At 32.2% G+C, this 17,156-nt stretch carries 17 protein-coding genes; 14 read left to right on the plus strand and 3 right to left on the minus strand.

The features are described 5' to 3' along the window. The first annotated feature begins 92 nt into the window (after positions 1 to 92). From C7447_RS04745 to C7447_RS04790, 10 genes are all read left to right on the plus strand, one after another. Entirely contained in the window at positions 93 to 1,163 is a 1,071-nt protein-coding gene (locus C7447_RS04745) for a hypothetical protein (protein WP_170245914.1), read from the plus strand. 120 nt (positions 1,164 to 1,283) lie between these two features. Next, entirely contained in the window at positions 1,284 to 2,024 is a 741-nt protein-coding gene (locus tag C7447_RS04750; RefSeq protein WP_148869260.1) for an electron transfer flavoprotein subunit beta/FixA family protein, read from the plus strand. A gap of 60 nt (positions 2,025 to 2,084) precedes the next feature. Continuing rightward, positions 2,085 to 3,038 (plus strand): electron transfer flavoprotein subunit alpha/FixB family protein, encoded by a 954-nt coding sequence (locus C7447_RS04755; RefSeq protein ID WP_148869262.1) that lies wholly within the window; start codon positions 2,085 to 2,087, stop codon positions 3,036 to 3,038. A gap of 158 nt (positions 3,039 to 3,196) precedes the next feature. Next, on the plus strand, positions 3,197 to 3,805 hold the full coding sequence (locus C7447_RS04760; RefSeq protein WP_148869264.1) for a bifunctional nuclease family protein: 609 nt from the start codon (positions 3,197 to 3,199) through the stop codon (positions 3,803 to 3,805). A gap of 17 nt (positions 3,806 to 3,822) precedes the next feature. Next, a complete protein-coding gene (locus C7447_RS04765) occupies positions 3,823 to 5,538 on the plus strand; it encodes a NupC/NupG family nucleoside CNT transporter (RefSeq protein WP_148869266.1) in 1,716 nt (571 codons plus the stop codon). Between the two features lie 80 nt (positions 5,539 to 5,618). Then, positions 5,619 to 6,443, plus strand: coding sequence for a thymidylate synthase (locus tag C7447_RS04770; RefSeq protein ID WP_148869268.1), 825 nt, complete (start codon positions 5,619 to 5,621; stop codon positions 6,441 to 6,443). 82 nt (positions 6,444 to 6,525) lie between these two features. After that, positions 6,526 to 6,708, plus strand: a complete 183-nt coding sequence (locus C7447_RS04775) for a hypothetical protein (RefSeq protein WP_148869270.1) — start codon at positions 6,526 to 6,528, stop codon at positions 6,706 to 6,708. A gap of 33 nt (positions 6,709 to 6,741) precedes the next feature. Then, positions 6,742 to 7,233 carry a dihydrofolate reductase gene (locus tag C7447_RS04780; protein WP_148869272.1) on the plus strand — a complete coding sequence of 164 codons (492 nt, stop codon included), beginning with the start codon at positions 6,742 to 6,744 and terminating at the stop codon, positions 7,231 to 7,233. Between the two features lie 2 nt (positions 7,234 to 7,235). Continuing rightward, a complete protein-coding gene (gene gldA, locus C7447_RS04785) occupies positions 7,236 to 8,132 on the plus strand; it encodes a gliding motility-associated ABC transporter ATP-binding subunit GldA (RefSeq protein WP_148869274.1) in 897 nt (298 codons plus the stop codon). 8 nt (positions 8,133 to 8,140) lie between these two features. Further along, positions 8,141 to 8,671: an STM3941 family protein gene (locus tag C7447_RS04790; RefSeq protein ID WP_148869276.1), complete on the plus strand. Its 531-nt coding sequence runs from the start codon at positions 8,141 to 8,143 to the stop codon at positions 8,669 to 8,671. 30 nt (positions 8,672 to 8,701) lie between these two features. Here C7447_RS04790 and dnaE read toward each other — a convergent pair whose 3' ends face one another. Beyond that, positions 8,702 to 13,036 carry a DNA polymerase III subunit alpha gene (dnaE, locus tag C7447_RS04795; RefSeq protein WP_148869278.1) on the minus strand — a complete coding sequence of 1,445 codons (4,335 nt, stop codon included), beginning with the start codon at positions 13,034 to 13,036 and terminating at the stop codon, positions 8,702 to 8,704. Positions 13,037 to 13,327: 291 nt separating this feature from the next. Here dnaE and C7447_RS04800 point away from each other — a divergent pair, with 291 nt between their 5' ends. The 4 genes from C7447_RS04800 to C7447_RS04815 all read left to right on the plus strand — a co-directional run bounded on the left by C7447_RS04800 (position 13,328) and on the right by C7447_RS04815 (position 15,345). Continuing rightward, on the plus strand, positions 13,328 to 13,519 hold the full coding sequence (locus C7447_RS04800; protein WP_148869280.1) for a cold-shock protein: 192 nt from the start codon (positions 13,328 to 13,330) through the stop codon (positions 13,517 to 13,519). Positions 13,520 to 13,675: 156 nt separating this feature from the next. Then, positions 13,676 to 14,176 (plus strand): 30S ribosomal protein S16, encoded by a 501-nt coding sequence (locus tag C7447_RS04805; protein WP_148869282.1) that lies wholly within the window; start codon positions 13,676 to 13,678, stop codon positions 14,174 to 14,176. Between the two features lie 17 nt (positions 14,177 to 14,193). Beyond that, a complete protein-coding gene (gene rimM, locus C7447_RS04810; RefSeq protein WP_148869501.1) occupies positions 14,194 to 14,721 on the plus strand; it encodes a ribosome maturation factor RimM in 528 nt (175 codons plus the stop codon). Positions 14,722 to 14,754: 33 nt separating this feature from the next. Beyond that, positions 14,755 to 15,345 carry a PhnA domain-containing protein gene (locus C7447_RS04815; RefSeq protein WP_148869284.1) on the plus strand — a complete coding sequence of 197 codons (591 nt, stop codon included), beginning with the start codon at positions 14,755 to 14,757 and terminating at the stop codon, positions 15,343 to 15,345. Between the two features lie 69 nt (positions 15,346 to 15,414). On the opposite strand, the gene C7447_RS04820 is transcribed toward C7447_RS04815, so the two are convergent. Then, positions 15,415 to 16,464: a nucleoid-associated protein gene (locus C7447_RS04820; protein ID WP_148869286.1), complete on the minus strand. Its 1,050-nt coding sequence runs from the start codon at positions 16,462 to 16,464 to the stop codon at positions 15,415 to 15,417. Positions 16,465 to 16,497: 33 nt separating this feature from the next. Beyond that, positions 16,498 to 17,097: a ribonuclease HII gene (locus C7447_RS04825; RefSeq protein WP_148869288.1), complete on the minus strand. Its 600-nt coding sequence runs from the start codon at positions 17,095 to 17,097 to the stop codon at positions 16,498 to 16,500. Between the last annotated feature and the right edge of the window lie 59 nt (positions 17,098 to 17,156).

Raw genomic sequence — 17,156 nt, forward strand, 5'->3', positions numbered from 1 at the left:
TGACTTTTATATTGATGTTAAAAAAAAATAAGATAACAGTATCTCAGTTTATATTTATAGCTGTTTACCTTTTTATAAATGCCTTTTTTGTTTTGAAATACGGAGCAAGACAAACTTCTGTTTCTGAGTTTTTTATACTGTTTAGTTATATTTTAATGGTAGTTTGTGCTTATTCTTTTCTTGTGAAGATAAGAAAGTTTGTTGAAAACATATCTTCATTTAATAAGTTATACTTAACAGTAGCATTATTTTGTTTATTTATTTTTATAACTATAACTTATATTGTTGATGGTAATTCTGTTAATGTAGATAGATGGTCCGCTATGGAGGTTTTTATTAACAATATTCTTAATGGGAATTACCCGTACAATCAAACAGATCATTTAGGAAAAACATCGTCAAACCTTCCAGGATTATTTTATATAGGATTACCTTTTTACGTTCTTGGAAACGTAGGTTTATTACAACCACTTGTGTTCTCGGCATTCATATACGTCCTGTTTAAATCGGAGTTTAGTAATTATAATAAATTATTAGGACTAGTTTTTTTGCTTTTATCTCCTGCGTTCTTTTGGGAAATTTTGGTTAAAAGTGATTTAATGAGCAATGTTTTTATTGTGTTGCTGTTCATCTGGTATTGGAGGGTAAAGTTTAAAGAAGAAACTTTCACCAAACCAGAATTATTAGCATTGATGGTATCACTTTTGGTGCTAACGAGAGGAATAACTATCATACCTTTAACTTTATTTCTTTTCAATGATTTTTTATCATTAACAATTAAGAAGCAGCTTTATTTTGTATGTTTATTAGTTGTCTTTTCAATAATTATATGTTTGCCAATTTTTTTGAATTTACCTGATTATGAAACATTAATAACACACAACCCGTTTAATCATCAAACAAGATATGCGCCAAAAAAACTAATCATAATATCTTTAATTATCCCTTTTTTAATTTCTAAATATTCGAACTCCTTTTACTTAGTTGCTAGAAATTCAATGTTTATACTTTTAGGTTTAGCAGTAATAACATTAGCTATAAATATTTTGGAAGAAGGATGGTATAATAATGTTTACGGAATTTTATTTGATATTTCTTACATAAGTATGATACTTCCATTTTTGATAATTTGTCTTTTATATGAATCTAACAACTTAAATTGATAGGTTATTTTTAATAATAGGGATAAATTAAAGAATAAAAATTTACTATGCATGCATAATAAATAGAAAAAAATATGTAAATTCGTCGCTCGAAATTAAGTTTCTTAAAAACAACGATATATGAAAATATTAGTATGTATCAGCCATGTGCCAGATACCACTTCAAAGATTAATTTTAGCGATAACGATACGAAGTTTGATACTAACGGAGTGCAATTTGTTATCAATCCGTACGATGAATTTAGTTTAACGCGTGCCATGTGGTTCAAAGAAAAACAAGGAGCTTCAGTAACAGTCGTTAATGTTGGTGGGGCAGAAACTGAACCAACATTACGTAAAGCTTTAGCTATTGGAGCAGACGATGCAATTCGTGTAAATGTAGAACCAACAGATGGTTTTTTGGTAGCAAAAGAATTGGCAGAAGTTGTTAAAAACGGAGGGTTTGATTTAGTGTTAGCAGGAAAAGAATCTGCAGATTATAATGGTCAAATGGTCCCAGGAATGTTAGCTTCTTTATTAGATTTTAACTTTGTAAACGCTTGTGTTGGAGTAGAGGTTGATGGAACTAATGTGTCGTTAACAAGAGAGATTGATGGAGGAGAAGAAAAAGTGTCTTCAACTTTACCAATGGTTGTGGCAGGTCAAAAAGGAATTGTTGAAGAAAAAGATTTACGCATTCCTAATATGCGTGGAATCATGATGGCTCGTAAAAAGCCATTAAGTGTTGTTGAAGGAGTTGGTGCTGCTGCTGCAACGGAGACTAAAGCGTTTGAAAAACCAGCACCAAAAGGAGCCGTTAAGTTAGTAGAAAATGTTGATGATTTAATCAATTTATTACATAACGAAGCAAAAGCAATCTAATTAAAAATCTTTTTAGCTACCTATTTTAAGTAGAACAGCTAAAGTCTAAAAAATAAAAATATGTCTGTATTAGTTTTTGCCGATTCATCGGAAGGAAAATTCAAAAAAACAGCTTTTGAAGTTGTTTCATACGGAAAAAAAGTAGCAGAACAATTAGGAACTAATTTAGTTACTTTAACAATTAATGGAGGAGATGCTTCTGAGTTATACGCTTACGGAGCTGAAAAAGTTGTAGAAGTAAAGAATGATTTAGCGTCATTCAATGCAAAAGCATATGCATCAATCATCAAACAAGCTGCAGAGGCACAAGGTTCTGATGTTGTTGTAGTGGATTCTAGTGTGGATGGATTAACAGTAGGGCCATTAGTAGCAGTAGCTTTAGAGGCTGGCTATGCATCAAATGCTGTAGCGTTACCAAGTAGTACAAGTCCTTTTGTAGTTAAGCGTAAAGCGTTTTCAAACAAAGCTTTTTCAAATACTGAAATTTCAACAGGTAAAAAAGTAATAGGGGTAGCAAAAAATTCATACGGAGCACATGAAAATGCTGTTTCTGGTTCTGTGGAAAGTTTTACAGCAACCTTACCAACTTTAGGGGTTAAATCGGAAAGCATTCAGAAAGCAAGCGGAAAGGTAACTATTGCAGATGCTGATATTGTTGTTTCCGCTGGTCGTGGTATGAAAGGGCCAGAAAACTGGGGAATGATTGAAGAGTTAGCAGATGTTTTAGGGGCTGCGACAGCTTGTTCTAAGCCGGTTTCTGATTTAGGGTGGAGGCCTCACAGTGAGCACGTTGGTCAAACTGGTAAGCCAGTTGCTTCTAATTTATATATAGCTATTGGTATTTCAGGTGCAATTCAACATTTAGCAGGAATTAACGCATCAAAAGTAAAAGTAGTAATCAATACAGATCCGGAAGCACCTTTTTTTAAAGCAGCAGATTACGGTATTGTAGGAGATGCTTTTGAAGTAGTACCTCAATTAATAGAAAAACTAAAAGCGTTTAAACAAGCGTAGTAAATTTAAAATAATTTTGTAAACCTCGAAAAGAATCAATTCTTTCGAGGTTTATCTTTTTTGAAAGATAAACTCGATCAAACTCATAATTTTTAGTAAATTGTGCCACCATTAAGCTGTCTAATATGAGGCGGCCTTTTTTGGATGAAGAAAGATAAATGAGCTTAATAAAACTTACGATTAAAGGAATTTCTTATAGTCAAACGCAAAGCGGAGCATATGCGTTAGTACTAAGCGAAATGGAAGGAACAAGAACACTACCGATTATTATCGGAGCTTTCGAGGCGCAATCTATTGCTATTGCTTTAGAAAAAGAAATTAGACCCCCAAGACCACTTACCCACGATTTATTTAAAACATTTGCTGATAGATTTAAAATTAATATCAAACAAATTATTATTCATAAGTTAGTTGATGGTGTGTTTTTTTCAAGTCTTATTTGTGAACGAGAAGGGATAGAAGAGGTTATAGATACTAGAACTTCAGATGCTATTGCATTAGCAGTTCGATTTCAAGCTCCTATTTATACATATGAAAATATTTTAGATAAAGCAGGTATCTATTTAAAACTAGATGAAGAAATTACATTTGAAGAGGATTTAGACCCTGATGAGATTGAAATTGCTCTTGAAAAAGAATCCTCAAAAGAGGAAGATTTTTCAGTATTCTCTTTACAAGAACTACATGAACAGTTAAACGAAGCTGTAGCTAACGAAGATTATGAGTTAGCAGCCCAAATTCGTGACGAAATTAGTAAGCGACCTTAAAAACAAACATTTATAAAATGAAGAAACTACTCGGTTTAGTATTCTTTTGTGTTTCCATAATAACTTTTGGACAGAATTTAGAAAAAAGATGGAACTTTTCATCTATTGAAAATACCAATGGAGAACAAGTTACACCCATTTCTAATGATGATTTTTTTAATATTTTAGACGGAAAATTTGAATTTTCTCTAAAAGCCAAAGACAGCCTAAAATTTATAGGTACTTATATTCATCAAAATAATTTATTAATTTTTAAGTATCAGCAACCTAGCGACACCGTTCGTTATTACAATGTTGTTGAACTTACAGATACAAATTTAACATTATCAGAAAATAATGTTTTGTATAAGTTTTCATCACCAGTAAATCTGGAAAATACTGAAGTTACTGAAATCGTTGAGGTTAAAAAAGATGAAATTGTTCCGAGTCAAGGATTTTCAATAGGTAGTTTGTGGAGAGGAGTTTTAGGAATGATAGTGCTTTTAATTATAGCATTTATATTTAGTGCCAATCGAAAAGGTATTGATTGGAAAACGGTGGGCTTAGGTTTAGTTTTTCAATTATTAATAGCTATTGGGGTTTTAAAAATACCTTTTATTCAAAAAGCTTTTGAGTGGATTGGTAGTTTATTCGTAAGTGTATTAGACTTTACTAGGGCAGGAAGTAAATTTTTATTTGAGGGCTTAGTTGTAGATATGGATAAATTCGGATTCATCTTTGCTTTTCAAGTTTTACCAACAATAATATTTTTCTCCGCACTAACGTCATTATTATTTTACTTAGGATTAATTCAGAAAGTTGTAAAAGGGCTAGCTTGGTTATTATCTAAAGGATTAAAAATTTCGGGAGCTGAAAGTTTATCAGTAGCAGGAAATATCTTTTTAGGTCAAACTGAAGCGCCGCTTTTAATCAAGGCATATTTAGAAAAAATGAACCGATCTGAAATGCTATTGGTAATGATAGGAGGTATGGCAACGGTTGCAGGTGCAGTATTGGCAGCTTATATAGGGTTCTTAGGAGGTGATGATCCTGTATTGCGATTACAATTCGCAAAACACTTATTAGCTGCATCGGTTATGGCAGCACCAGGAGCTATTGTAATTTCTAAAATATTATATCCTCAAACAGAAGACGTAAATACAGATGTTAAAGTTTCTTCAGAAAAAATAGGTTCAAATATTTTAGATGCTATTGCTAACGGAACAACGGAAGGTTTGCAATTAGCGATGAATGTAGGAGCTATGTTGTTAGTTTTTGTAGCATTTATTGCGATGATAAATGGAATTTTAGGATGGGTTGGTGACGTTACTACCTTAAATGATTGGATGGCAGCAAACACACCTTATGAAAAATTTTCTTTAGAAGCATTTTTAGGATATATTTTTGCTCCTTTAATGTGGTTGATTGGAGTTGCTAGAGAAGATATGGCGTTAATGGGTCAATTACTTGGAATTAAACTAGCAGCAAGTGAATTTGTTGGGTACATTCAATTAGCGGATTTAAAAGATGTTGCAAGCGCTACACATTTAACATATAATAAATCGATTATTATGGCAACCTATATGCTTTGTGGATTTGCAAATTTTGCATCTATAGGTATTCAAATAGGAGGAATAGGTTCGTTAGCTCCTGGGCAACGAAAAACATTATCTGAGTTCGGAATAAAAGCTTTAATAGGAGGTACAATTGCATCATTAATGTCAGCAACTATTGCAGGTATGATTATCGGTTAATAACTTATTGAAATAAATTTTAAAAGCATCAGCAAAATAAGTTGATGCTTTTTTATTTTTACACAAATCAAGAATAGAACATGAAGCAGTATTTAGATTTAGTAAAACACGTTTTAGAAAACGGTAACGAAAAAGGGGATAGAACAGGAACTGGAACCAAAAGTGTATTTGGGTATCAAATGCGTTTTGACTTAAGTAAAGGCTTTCCAATGGTAACCACTAAGAAGTTACACTTAAAATCTATTATTTACGAGCTGTTATGGTTTATTAAAGGCGATACTAATGTTAAGTATTTACAAGAAAACGGAGTTCGTATTTGGAATGATTGGGCGGATGAAAAAGGTGATTTAGGCCCTGTTTACGGTCATCAATGGCGTAACTGGAACAGTGATGAGGTGGATCAGTTAAAAGAAGTGATAGAGACGTTAAAAAAGAATCCGAATAGTAGAAGGATGTTAGTTTCTGCATGGAATCCAAGTGTATTGCCAGATACTTCAAAATCTTTTTCTGAAAATGTTGCGAACGGAAAAGCTGCCTTACCACCGTGTCATGCGTTTTTTCAATTTTATGTTGCTGATGGTAAGTTGTCTTGCCAACTATACCAGCGTAGTGCGGATATCTTTTTAGGAGTGCCTTTTAATATAGCAAGTTATGCATTATTTACCATGATGATAGCTCAGGTTTGTGGTTATGAAGCGGGTGAATTTATCCATACTTTTGGAGATGCACATATTTATAATAATCATAAAGAGCAATTAGAATTACAATTGTCTCGTGACCCAAGACCACTTCCGAAGATGAAAATAAATTCAGCTATAAAAAATATCGAAGATTTTACGTTTGAAGATTTTGAATTGGTAGACTATAATCCACATCCACACATTAAAGGTGTTGTAGCTGTGTAATTTAACTTTAATTTGTAGGTGAGAGGCTTTTATTTCTTGTAAATAGTTTTTAATTTAGTAACGTAATTAAAATAACTAAATTATGACTATTGCTACGGATACTTTAAAAGAAGAAATTTACGATAAATTAGCTGAGATTAATGATGAAAATGTACTCTCAGCTATCAAGACAATTATCAACAAACTAGAGAATGATTCTTTAGATAAATTTACCGTAAAAGAAGACTTTTCAGGATACATTAAAGAATGGGTTAAGAGTATGTAATTTTTACATATTTTAGCAAGATAACTTTACTGAATGATAACAATAATTGCTGCGATTGGAAAAAACAATGCGTTGGGGAAAAACAATGATTTAATTTGGCATTTACCAGCCGATTTAAAACGCTTTAAAAAAGTTACTTCTGGTCATCATATTTTAATGGGGCGCAATACTTTTGAGAGCATTGGTAAGCCTTTACCTAACAGAACTACCATTATCATTACTCGAAACAATAATTATTTTGTAGATGGGTGTTTAATTGCAAATAGTTTAAATGATGCAATTGATTTAGCCCGAGAAGATGAGGAAGTTTTTATTATTGGTGGAGCTCAAATCTACAAACAAGCGATTAAAAATAGTTTGGTTGAAAAATTAGATATTACTTACGTACACGAAGAATTTGAAGCAGATGTGTATTTTCCTGAAATAGACTTAACTGTTTGGGAAGAAGTAGCAAGAGAAAATTTTAAAGCAGACGAAAAAAATAAACACGATTATAGTTTCGTTTCATACAAACGAAAGAAATAACTATGTCAATTCAACTTACATCGATAACTAAAAAATACGGAGCGCAAAAAGCAGTTAACGAAATTTCATTTTCAGCTAAAAAAGGAGAGATTGTTGGTTTTTTAGGTACAAATGGGGCAGGGAAATCTACTACTATGAAAATCTTAACAGGATTTATTAAACCTACTAATGGAACTGTTTTGGTTAACGATATTGATGTGGTGATAAATCCTATTGAAGCGCAAAGAAACATTGGGTATTTGCCAGAACATAATCCGCTTTACTTGGATATGTATGTGCGAGAGTATTTGCAGTTTCAAGCATCTATTCATAAGACAGAAAAATCCAAAATAGATGAAGTGATTGATAAAGTTGGATTAACCCTTGAAGCTCATAAAAAAATAGGTCAATTATCTAAAGGATACCGTCAACGTGTTGGATTAGCAGCAGCCATTTTACATAATCCGAAGGTGTTAATTTTAGACGAACCTACTACGGGTTTAGATCCCAATCAATTAGTAGAAATTCGTGAATTAATTAAAGAATTGGGTAAAGATAAAACGGTTTTATTTTCAACGCATATTATGCAAGAAGTAGAAGCGGTTTGTGATCGAGTAATAATAATAAATAAAGGGGCGCTAATTATAGATAAAAAACTTTCTGAACTGAAAGAAAGTAAAGAGCAAATTATAAAAATTGGTTTTGATTATAAAATTGAAGAACAATTTTTACAACGATTACCCAACGTTTTAAATATTAAAAACAACTACGATAATTCCTGGACGATTACTTTTTCTTCGGATGAAGATATGCGTCCTAAACTATTTGACTTCGCTCAAGAACACGGATTAAAAATCCTTGAATTAAATTCAGAAAATAAAACTTTAGAAAGTTTGTTTAGAGAATTAACGAAGAATTAGTATTTAAAATGCAAGAAATAAAGTTGTATAAATCAAAGAAAAAGGCAATACAAATGATGTTGCTGTGTACGCCATTTGTATTGATAGGAATATGGATGATTCCAGAAAAACCAATTTTAGGTTGGTTGAGTATTGCTTTCTTTGGTTTAGCTTATCCTTTTGGAATTTTTAATTTATTTGATAAAAAACCAATGATAATCATAAATGAGATTGGTATTTATGATAGAAGCACGAATACCGATTTTATCAACTGGGAGCTGATTCAAGATGCTTACCCATTAAATATAAACGGACAAAAATTTGTGTGTTTAGTCATAGATGAAAAATATAAGCCTTCGAATAATAAAAGTTCATTATATAAAAACGCAGCAAAGCTTAACGAAGCTATTGGAGCACAAGAATTGAATATTCATTTAGGACAAATTCAAAAAATTGATGAGGTAAAATTAACTGATTTTATACTCGAAATGTCTAGAGCCGATAAACCCACCAAAGCGGAATTATTTAAAGCATTGCCTAGAAATAGACAGTTTTCTTAATTTATTATATATAAGTTTTAGATATATTTTTTAATTCAATTTATAATTAATATGTTGATTATCTAATTCGGTTAAAAAAGTATTCGAAATTTTAATTTTAGTATTTCTACTCGGTACATCTATTTCAATTTTTTCTTCAACATCATATACTACAAAACGGACATTATGAGTACCTCCATTAGTAGCGAATAAATGCTGTAAATTTTTGATAGTATTTTCTTTAACTTCTTGTAGCGGTAGCTTTATAGTGATTTTTTTACACATCTTATCCATAATATCGTGTAGCAAGTTAAAATCGGTAAACTGAATTCTAGGTTCACCTTTTACACCCTCTTTATTCGTCCAGCCTGGTTTTACCGTTGCTTTTATATACAAAAAAGAGTTAGGTACTAAGAAATGTTTAAACTTTAAATAATCCTCACCAAAAATTCTAAATTCAAAACTATCGTTATAATCTTCCATGGTAAAAGCAGCCCAACCTTTACCAGCTTTAGATACACGATGCTGAACATCGGTTACAATGCCTGCAAAATGTAAGCCCATTCCTTCGTATTTAGGCAAGGTTTTAAAATGAGATAGATTGGCATTACAAAACTTCATTTCATTTTTAAAATCATCTAAAGGATGTGCAGAAATATACATTCCCACCATTTCTTTTTCTTTAGCTAGCAACTCCATAGTTCCCCAAGTATCGCAATCTGGGATTAAAGGTTCTGGCATTTCTTCTTCAGAAGCCTCACCGAATAGTGAAACCTGTGATGAGTTTAAATTTTCTTGGTATTTGTTTCCATAGCGAATAGCTTTTTCTAAAAAAGTTTGTCCTTTTTCATCGGTAACATAATATTGTGCTCGATGAGTTTCAGTAAAAGAATCAAAACCACCGGCTAATACTAAGCCTTCAAAAGCTTTTTTATTTGCTACACGTAAATCTACCCGTTTTGCCACGTCAAAAATGGAAGAAAAATGCCCATTTTCTTCACGTTCATCAATAATTGCTTTTACAGCACCACTACCAACACCTCTAATTGCTGCCATACCAAAACGAACAGCACCGTCTTTATTTACAGAAAATTTAGAAAAAGATTCATTAACATCTGGACCTAAAACAGCTAAGCCCATACGTTTACATTCTTCCATAAAAAAGGATACAGACTTAATATCGTTCATGTTGTTTGAAAGAACTGCTGCCATATATTCTGCAGGATAATGTGCTTTTAAATACGCAGTTTGATAAGCGATCCAAGCATAACAAGTAGAGTGAGATTTGTTAAAAGCATAGGATGCAAAGGCTTCCCAGTCTTTCCAAATTTTCTCTAGTTTATCGGCGTCATGACCTTTTGCAGAAGCTTGTTCCACAAACTTTGGCTTCATTTTTTCTAAGACAGCAATTTGCTTTTTACCCATCGCTTTACGAAGTACATCGGCTTCACCTTTGGTAAAATCTGCTAATTTTTGAGAGAGTAACATTACTTGCTCTTGGTATACAGTAATGCCGTAGGTTTCAGCTAAATACTCCTCCATGGCAGGTAAATCGTATTCGATTTCCTCATCACCATGTTTTCTATTAATAAAAGACGGAATGTATTCCATTGGTCCTGGACGATACAAAGCGTTCATGGCAATTAAATCTTCAAAAACAGTAGGTTTTAAAGATCTCATGTGTTTTTGCATTCCAGGAGATTCATATTGAAAAATACCTACAGTTTCTCCTCTTTGGAAAAGTTCGTAGGTCTTTTCGTCGTCTAACGGAAAATTCTCTGGATCAAGATCAATATTGTGACGTGCTTTTACAATTTTTACGGTGTCTTTAATCAGCGTCAATGTTTTTAATCCCAAGAAATCCATTTTCAATAAACCAGCACTTTCTACTACCGAGTTATCGAATTGGGTAACGTACATGTCAGAGTCTTTCGCTACTGAAACAGGAACGAAGTTCGTTATATCATCAGGAGTAATAATTACTCCACAAGCGTGAATACCCGTATTACGAACAGAACCTTCTAATACTAATGCTTTGTTGAGGGTTTCAGCCTCGATTCCGTTTCCGTGAGAAATGGCAATCAATTCGTTTACCATTTCTTTTTCTTCGGAGCGAAGTGCTGCCACTTTCCCTTTGCTTTTAGCATCCTCACCAAAAATATTTTGAAGCTTAATTCCTGGTATTAATTTAGAAATTCTATCTGCTTCGAATAATGGTAAATCTAGTACACGAGCGGTATCTCTAACTGAAGATTTAGCCGCCATGGTACCATAAGTAATAATTTGTGCTACTTGGTTGGCTCCATACTTTTCAATTACATAATCCATTACACGACCACGTCCTTCATCATCAAAATCAATATCAATATCGGGCATCGATACACGTTCTGGATTCAAAAAACGCTCAAAAAGTAGGTCGTATTTAATAGGGTCTATATTGGTAATCCATAAACAATATGCAACGACACTTCCTGCAGCAGAACCACGACCAGGACCTACAGAAACATCCATGTTTCTAGCTTCTCGAATAAAATCTTCTACAATTAAGAAATATCCTGGGTAACCAGTTTTTTCAATTACTTCAAGTTCAAAGTCTAGACGTTCTTTAATACTTTCAGTAATTTCACCATAACGTTTTTTGGCACCTTCGTAAGTTAGATGTGCTAAGTAATTATTTTCACCTCGCTTCCCTCCATCTTCTTCATCTTTAATATCTTTAAATTGTTCAGGGATATCAAAAGCGGGTAATAAAACGTCTCGCGCAAGTGTAAACGCTTCAATTTTATCAACTATTTCCTGAATATTACTAATGGCTTCAGGAAGATCCGCAAACAGCTTTTTCATTTCTTCCGAAGACTTAAAATAATATTGATCGTTCGGGAGTCCATAACGATAACCACGACCACGGCCAATAGGTGTAGCTTGTTTTTCACCGTCTTTTACACACAATAAAATATCGTGCGCATTCGCATCCTTTTGATCTAAATAAAAAGTGTTATTACTTGCTACAGTTTTTACATTATGTTTCTTTGAAAACTCTAATAAGGTTTTGTTAACTACGTTTTCATCTTCTTGCCCGTGGCGCATGAGTTCGATATACAAATCATCTCCAAACTCTTGTTTCCACCAAAGTAAAGCTTCTTCTGCTTGATGTTCTCCTACATTTAGAATTTTACCAGGAACTTCACCGTATAAATTTCCTGTTAAAACAATGATGTCCTCTTTGTATTTTTTGATAACTTCTCTATCAATTCGAGGAACGTAATAGAATCCATCAACGAAAGCTATAGACGACATTTTAGCCAAATTATGATAACCATTTTTGTTTTTAGCTAATAAAACAACTTGATAACCATTGTCTTTTTTAGTTTTGTCTAAATGGTTTTCACACACAAAAAATTCGCAACCTACAATAGGTTTTAATTTGTTTTCTGATGATTGATTATGTCTATCAACTGCGGCAGTAAAATGAAAAGCCGCCATCATATTTCCTGTATCTGTTAATGCAACAGCAGACATATTGTCCTTTGCAGCTGCATTTACCAGAGCGTTAATTTCTATAGTAGATTGTAAGACTGAAAACTGAGAATGATTATGTAAATGTGCAAACTGAATATTTTCTAATTCAGCTAAACCTTCAGCAGTATTTTGGTTATTCTCTGCTTCATTTTTAGAAGCTTGTCTTTTTCGAATTTTTTCACTTTCTGCTTTTAAATTTAAGTGTTTTAACCCGATAAGTTGAATAGGTTTCGGATTAACTTCAGAATAACGTTCGAAATAATCAGGAGAAACGTCTAATTGTTCTTTTGGATAATGTTTACGTCTTATTAATTCTAAAAAACAGCGTGTGGTTGCTTCAACATCGGCAGTTGCATTGTGAGCTTCATTGAATCCGTTACCAAATAAATGATGATGCAATTCGGTTAAAGTTGGAAGCTTGAATTTCCCTCCTCGACCTCCTGGTAGCTGACACATAGTAGCTGTATCTTCTGTACAAGTGTCAAGAACTGGAAGTTTTGTTAGTTGAGTTTCTATACCCAATCTATGGAATTCACATCCCATAATATTCACATCAAACCCTACGTTTTGCCCAACAATAAACTTTGTTTTTTCTAAGGCTTCGTTAAATAGTTCTAACCCTTCGGATAAAAGAATTCCTTGTTCTTGTGCAAGTTCTGTAGAAATACCATGAATACGTTCTGCATCAAACGGAATGTTAAATCCTTCAGGTTGAACAAGAAAATCATTACTTTCAATAAGATTTCCCATTTCATCATGTAGTTGCCATGCAATTTGGATACACCTTGGCCAATTATCGGTATCAGTAATTGGGGCGTTCCAACTTTTAGGTAATCCGGTAGTTTCTGTATCGAAAATTAAGTACATTGAATTTCTTTAATTGTTTGAGGTATTTTTAAGATGTAAACGGACAGTAAAAGTACAAAGATTTTAACTTTTATTAAGGAGAAGTTATTAACGTTACTTTGCAAATAAATATTTTAATTTCATAGATTTTTAATTTAGTTTTATTGAGGTTGAAAATGCTAGTTTTCAGCACTTTGCTTTTAAGTTATTAATAAAGTTTTATCTTTATTTTTAAGAAAAAAAATAACTTAAAAAATAATTAAAAATCAAATTTTAACATTATATTCGTGCTTTAATATAATATTTTTTACAATGAAACAAGGAACGGTAAAGTTCTTCAATGAATCTAAAGGTTTTGGATTTATTACAGAAACAGGCTCAAACACAGAACATTTTGTACACGTATCAGGTTTAATCGATGAGGTTAGAGAAGGTGATACTGTTGAGTTTGAACTTAAAGAAGGAAAAAAAGGTTTAAACGCTGTAAATGTTAAAGTAATTTAATATACAACACTATTTATTTTTTTCTTTAAGCGCTTGTTTTTCAAGCGCTTTTTAATTGCAATAATATTGTGTTTTGTGCTTTTATATAGAAAATATTTTATACATTTGCGCACTTAAATTAATAATCAAGGTCGCGAACCTTAAAAATTAAAAATTATGCCTGTAAAAATTAGATTACAAAGACACGGTAAAAAGAACAAACCATTTTATTGGATAGTAGCTGCAGATTCTCGTTCAAAAAGAGATGGTCGTTATTTAGATAAAATAGGAACATACAATCCTAATACAAACCCTGCAACTATTGATTTAGATGTTGATAGTGCTGTGAAGTGGTTACAAAATGGAGCTCAACCAACAGATACTGCAAAAGCATTATTATCTTACAAAGGAGCTTTATTAAAAAATCATTTAGCTGGTGGAGTAAAGAAAGGTGCTTTAACTGAAGAGCAAGCAGAAGCTAAATTTACTGCTTGGTTAGAAGAGAAAGCAGCTAAAGTTGGTGGTAAAGTTGATGGTTTAGCAAAAGCAGAAGCAGAAGCGAAAGCTAAAGCTTTAGAAGCTGAAAAAGCTGTTAACGAAGCACGTATTGCTGCAAATGTTCCTGTTGTTGAAGATAGCGAAGAGGTTGCTGCAACTGCTGGAGATAGCGAAGAATAAAAATCTATTATACGATGTTGCAGAAAAAAGATTGTTTTTATCTTGGCAAAATCGTAAAAAAGCATAGCTTTAAAGGAGAGGTTGTTATCAAATTAGATACAGACGAACCCGAGTTATATAGAAATATGGAATCAGTTTTTGTCGATTTAGGCAATAATCTGGTTCCATTTTTTATTGAAAAATCATCCTTAAGTAAGGATACTTTTTTACGAGTTAAATTTGAAGACGTTTCTACCGAGGCAGATGCTGATGCTATTTTAAAATCTGGAATTTATTTACCGTTAGATTTACTCCCAAAATTATCTGGAAATAAATTTTATTATCATGAAGTAATCGGATTTACGGTTGTAGATCAAAATTTTGGTGAAGTTGGTATTATCACTAATATTAATGATAAAGCAGCACAACCTTTGTTTGAAATTGATAGAGAGGGAAGCGATGTTTTTATTCCTATGATTGATGATTTTATTAAAAAGATAGATCGGGAGAATAAGATTGTAGAGGTTGAAACACCACAAGGATTGATAGATTTGTATTTAGAGTAGATTTTAAAAACATACTTTTAATAAAATAAGAAAATGAGTTTATTACAAGAGTTACAAGATAGAAGTGGAAACCAATGTGAATTGTGTGCTTCAAAAGAAAATTTGAATATTTATGAAGTACCACCAATATCTACTGGTGGAGTGGATGGAAGTTTATTAGCTTGTGAAACTTGTATTGGTCAAATAGAAAATCCTGAAACTACAGATGCTAATCATTGGCGTTGTTTAAATGATAGTATGTGGAGTGAATTCCGTGCGGTAAAAGTGGTTGCTTGGAGAATGTTATCTCGTTTAAAGAAAGAAGGATGGCCACAAGATTTGTTAGATATGTTGTATTTGGAAGATGAAGATCTACGTTTTGCAAAAGAAACAGGAGAAGGTTTAGAGGAAAGTGAAAAGATAATTCATCGTGATGCTAATGGTGCTATTTTGCAAGCAGGAGACTCTGTTGTTTTAATTAAAGATTTAAAAGTAAAGGGTTCTAGTATGGTAGCCAAACAAGGTACGGCTGTACGAAGAATTTCTTTAGATCATGAAAACGCAAAATATATAGAGGGTAAAGTTGGTCCTACACAAATTGTAATTATTACCGATTACGTTAAGAAAATGTCAGAGAAAGAATAATTATTGTATTTGTTAGTGAATACAATAAGAAATTATAAAAATAAAAAAGAGGCTTAAAAAGCCTCTTTTTTATTTTTCTTCGTTAAAATACACTTTGTAATATTTCATTTTTTTGTCTTCGTCGTAGCCTTTTTCTAAATATTCTGTAGATGCGTCTGGTGCATCTACATCGATTTTAATAAGGATGTTTGTGTCAAGTTTTATTTCAGTTTTAAACTTGCTTTTTTCCTTTTTTAAAACTACGTCAGATACTTCAAAATTATTTCTAATTAAAACATCATTGAGTTTTTCAAAGTGTTTTTTGTAATCTTCAAATAAATCTTTGTGTTTGTCTTCTTCAAAAATTTCCTCTTTAAATCCATGATAATCTACACTTTCATGTTCTTTAAAATAATCGACTGTATTGGCTAAAAAAGTGCTTTGTTCTTGTTTTCCGTATTCTGGTTTTATTACTTCTTCTGAGAATTCCTTACACATTTCAAGGTAATTTTGCGTATGTAAATTTCTGTCATCTGCATACTTAACGCTCAAGAAGTTTTTAATCCAATATTGTGCATCGTAATTATTATTATCTACCGATAAAACTACTGTTCCTTCTGTATCTGATGAGTTTAAAATTAAACAACCTTTGTCTAACTTTTTAGTTGAAATTCCTTTTTGGACGACTACATCAAAGCTGTCATCATCTAAATAAGTTTGAAAAAAATCTACTTTATTTTCAATTTTAAAAATACCAACAGCTTCGGTTAAAACATCTTTGTATTCAATGCCTTCAAATAAAACAATTAATAAATCTCCTGTTTTTATTTGTGCGGAATTAGATTGCTCATATAAATGATTTGCAATGTTTTTTGAATGCTCTATAAATGTGTTTTCATCTTCAAAAATATCTGAAGTGTATTTATTAAGTTCGTTTAAACGAACATCTGCATGATGACTAAAACGGAAACTCTGTGTTACTGCTGAAAACGGTTTTAATAAAAAAGGAAGTAGTAATTCATAACTTTCCTCATCAAAACGAACTAAGCTTTCTGAAAGTGAATTACTACCGCTGTTGTATTTATTAGCAACTTTATGAATAATGCATTTGCTGATTTCAGCACGAGTTCTTTTAATCATGTCGTAAAATATTGGAAAGCAAAAATAGAAAATCTAAAATTCTAATTTTAACTGTTCTGGTAATAATTTGAATGTTTTCCGATGGTATTTAGTCGCACCAAATTCACGAATAGCATCCCGATGTTGTTTAGTTGGATATCCTTTGTTTTGTTTCCAGTTGTATTGAGGAAATTCAGCATGAATTTTTTCCATAAACTCATCGCGATACGTTTTTGCTAATACAGATGCAGCAGCAATACTCATAAACTTGGCATCACCTTTTATAATAGTCTCAAAGGGAATTTCTTTGTAAGGTTTAAATTTATTTCCGTCAACAATAATGTATTCTGGTTGTGTATGCAATTGGTCGATAGCGCGATGCATTCCTGTAATGGAAGCTTGTAAAACATTTAACTCATCTACTTCTTCTTGATGGATAAATGAAACAGCGTAGGCCAAAGCATTTTCTTCAATAAAAGGCTTCAGTTCTTGTCTTTTTTTTTCAGAAAGTTGTTTTGAATCGTTAAGAAGAGGATGGTCGAATTTTTCTGGTAAAATAACAGCAGCAGCTACTACAGGTCCCGATAAACATCCGCGACCAGCTTCGTCTGTACCTACTTCTAAAGAAAAACCACTATAGTTGAATTTTAACATGTAACAAATTAACAGTTTTCAAAGAAATTATTGGCTTTTTTTCTCATTTTATTATTCTA

The sequence above is a fragment of the Tenacibaculum adriaticum genome (genome assembly GCF_008124875.1).
Classification (GTDB): domain Bacteria; phylum Bacteroidota; class Bacteroidia; order Flavobacteriales; family Flavobacteriaceae; genus Polaribacter; species Polaribacter adriaticus.

Coding starts and splice junctions, on each gene's coding strand:
- C7447_RS04790 (WP_148869276.1), top strand. CDS start 8,141: ATGCAAGAAATAAAGTTGTATAAATCAAAGAAAAAGGCAATACAAATG.
- C7447_RS04755 (WP_148869262.1), top strand. CDS start 2,085: ATGTCTGTATTAGTTTTTGCCGATTCATCGGAAGGAAAATTCAAAAAA.
- C7447_RS04775 (WP_148869270.1), top strand. CDS start 6,526: ATGACTATTGCTACGGATACTTTAAAAGAAGAAATTTACGATAAATTA.
- dnaE (WP_148869278.1), bottom strand. CDS start 13,036: ATGTACTTAATTTTCGATACAGAAACTACCGGATTACCTAAAAGTTGG.
- C7447_RS04820 (WP_148869286.1), bottom strand. CDS start 16,464: ATGATTAAAAGAACTCGTGCTGAAATCAGCAAATGCATTATTCATAAA.
- C7447_RS04805 (WP_148869282.1), top strand. CDS start 13,676: ATGCCTGTAAAAATTAGATTACAAAGACACGGTAAAAAGAACAAACCA.
- C7447_RS04825 (WP_148869288.1), bottom strand. CDS start 17,097: ATGTTAAAATTCAACTATAGTGGTTTTTCTTTAGAAGTAGGTACAGAC.
- C7447_RS04770 (WP_148869268.1), top strand. CDS start 5,619: ATGAAGCAGTATTTAGATTTAGTAAAACACGTTTTAGAAAACGGTAAC.
- gldA (WP_148869274.1), top strand. CDS start 7,236: ATGTCAATTCAACTTACATCGATAACTAAAAAATACGGAGCGCAAAAA.
- C7447_RS04815 (WP_148869284.1), top strand. CDS start 14,755: ATGAGTTTATTACAAGAGTTACAAGATAGAAGTGGAAACCAATGTGAA.
- C7447_RS04760 (WP_148869264.1), top strand. CDS start 3,197: ATGAGCTTAATAAAACTTACGATTAAAGGAATTTCTTATAGTCAAACG.
- C7447_RS04750 (WP_148869260.1), top strand. CDS start 1,284: ATGAAAATATTAGTATGTATCAGCCATGTGCCAGATACCACTTCAAAG.
- C7447_RS04765 (WP_148869266.1), top strand. CDS start 3,823: ATGAAGAAACTACTCGGTTTAGTATTCTTTTGTGTTTCCATAATAACT.
- C7447_RS04780 (WP_148869272.1), top strand. CDS start 6,742: ATGATAACAATAATTGCTGCGATTGGAAAAAACAATGCGTTGGGGAAA.
- C7447_RS04800 (WP_148869280.1), top strand. CDS start 13,328: ATGAAACAAGGAACGGTAAAGTTCTTCAATGAATCTAAAGGTTTTGGA.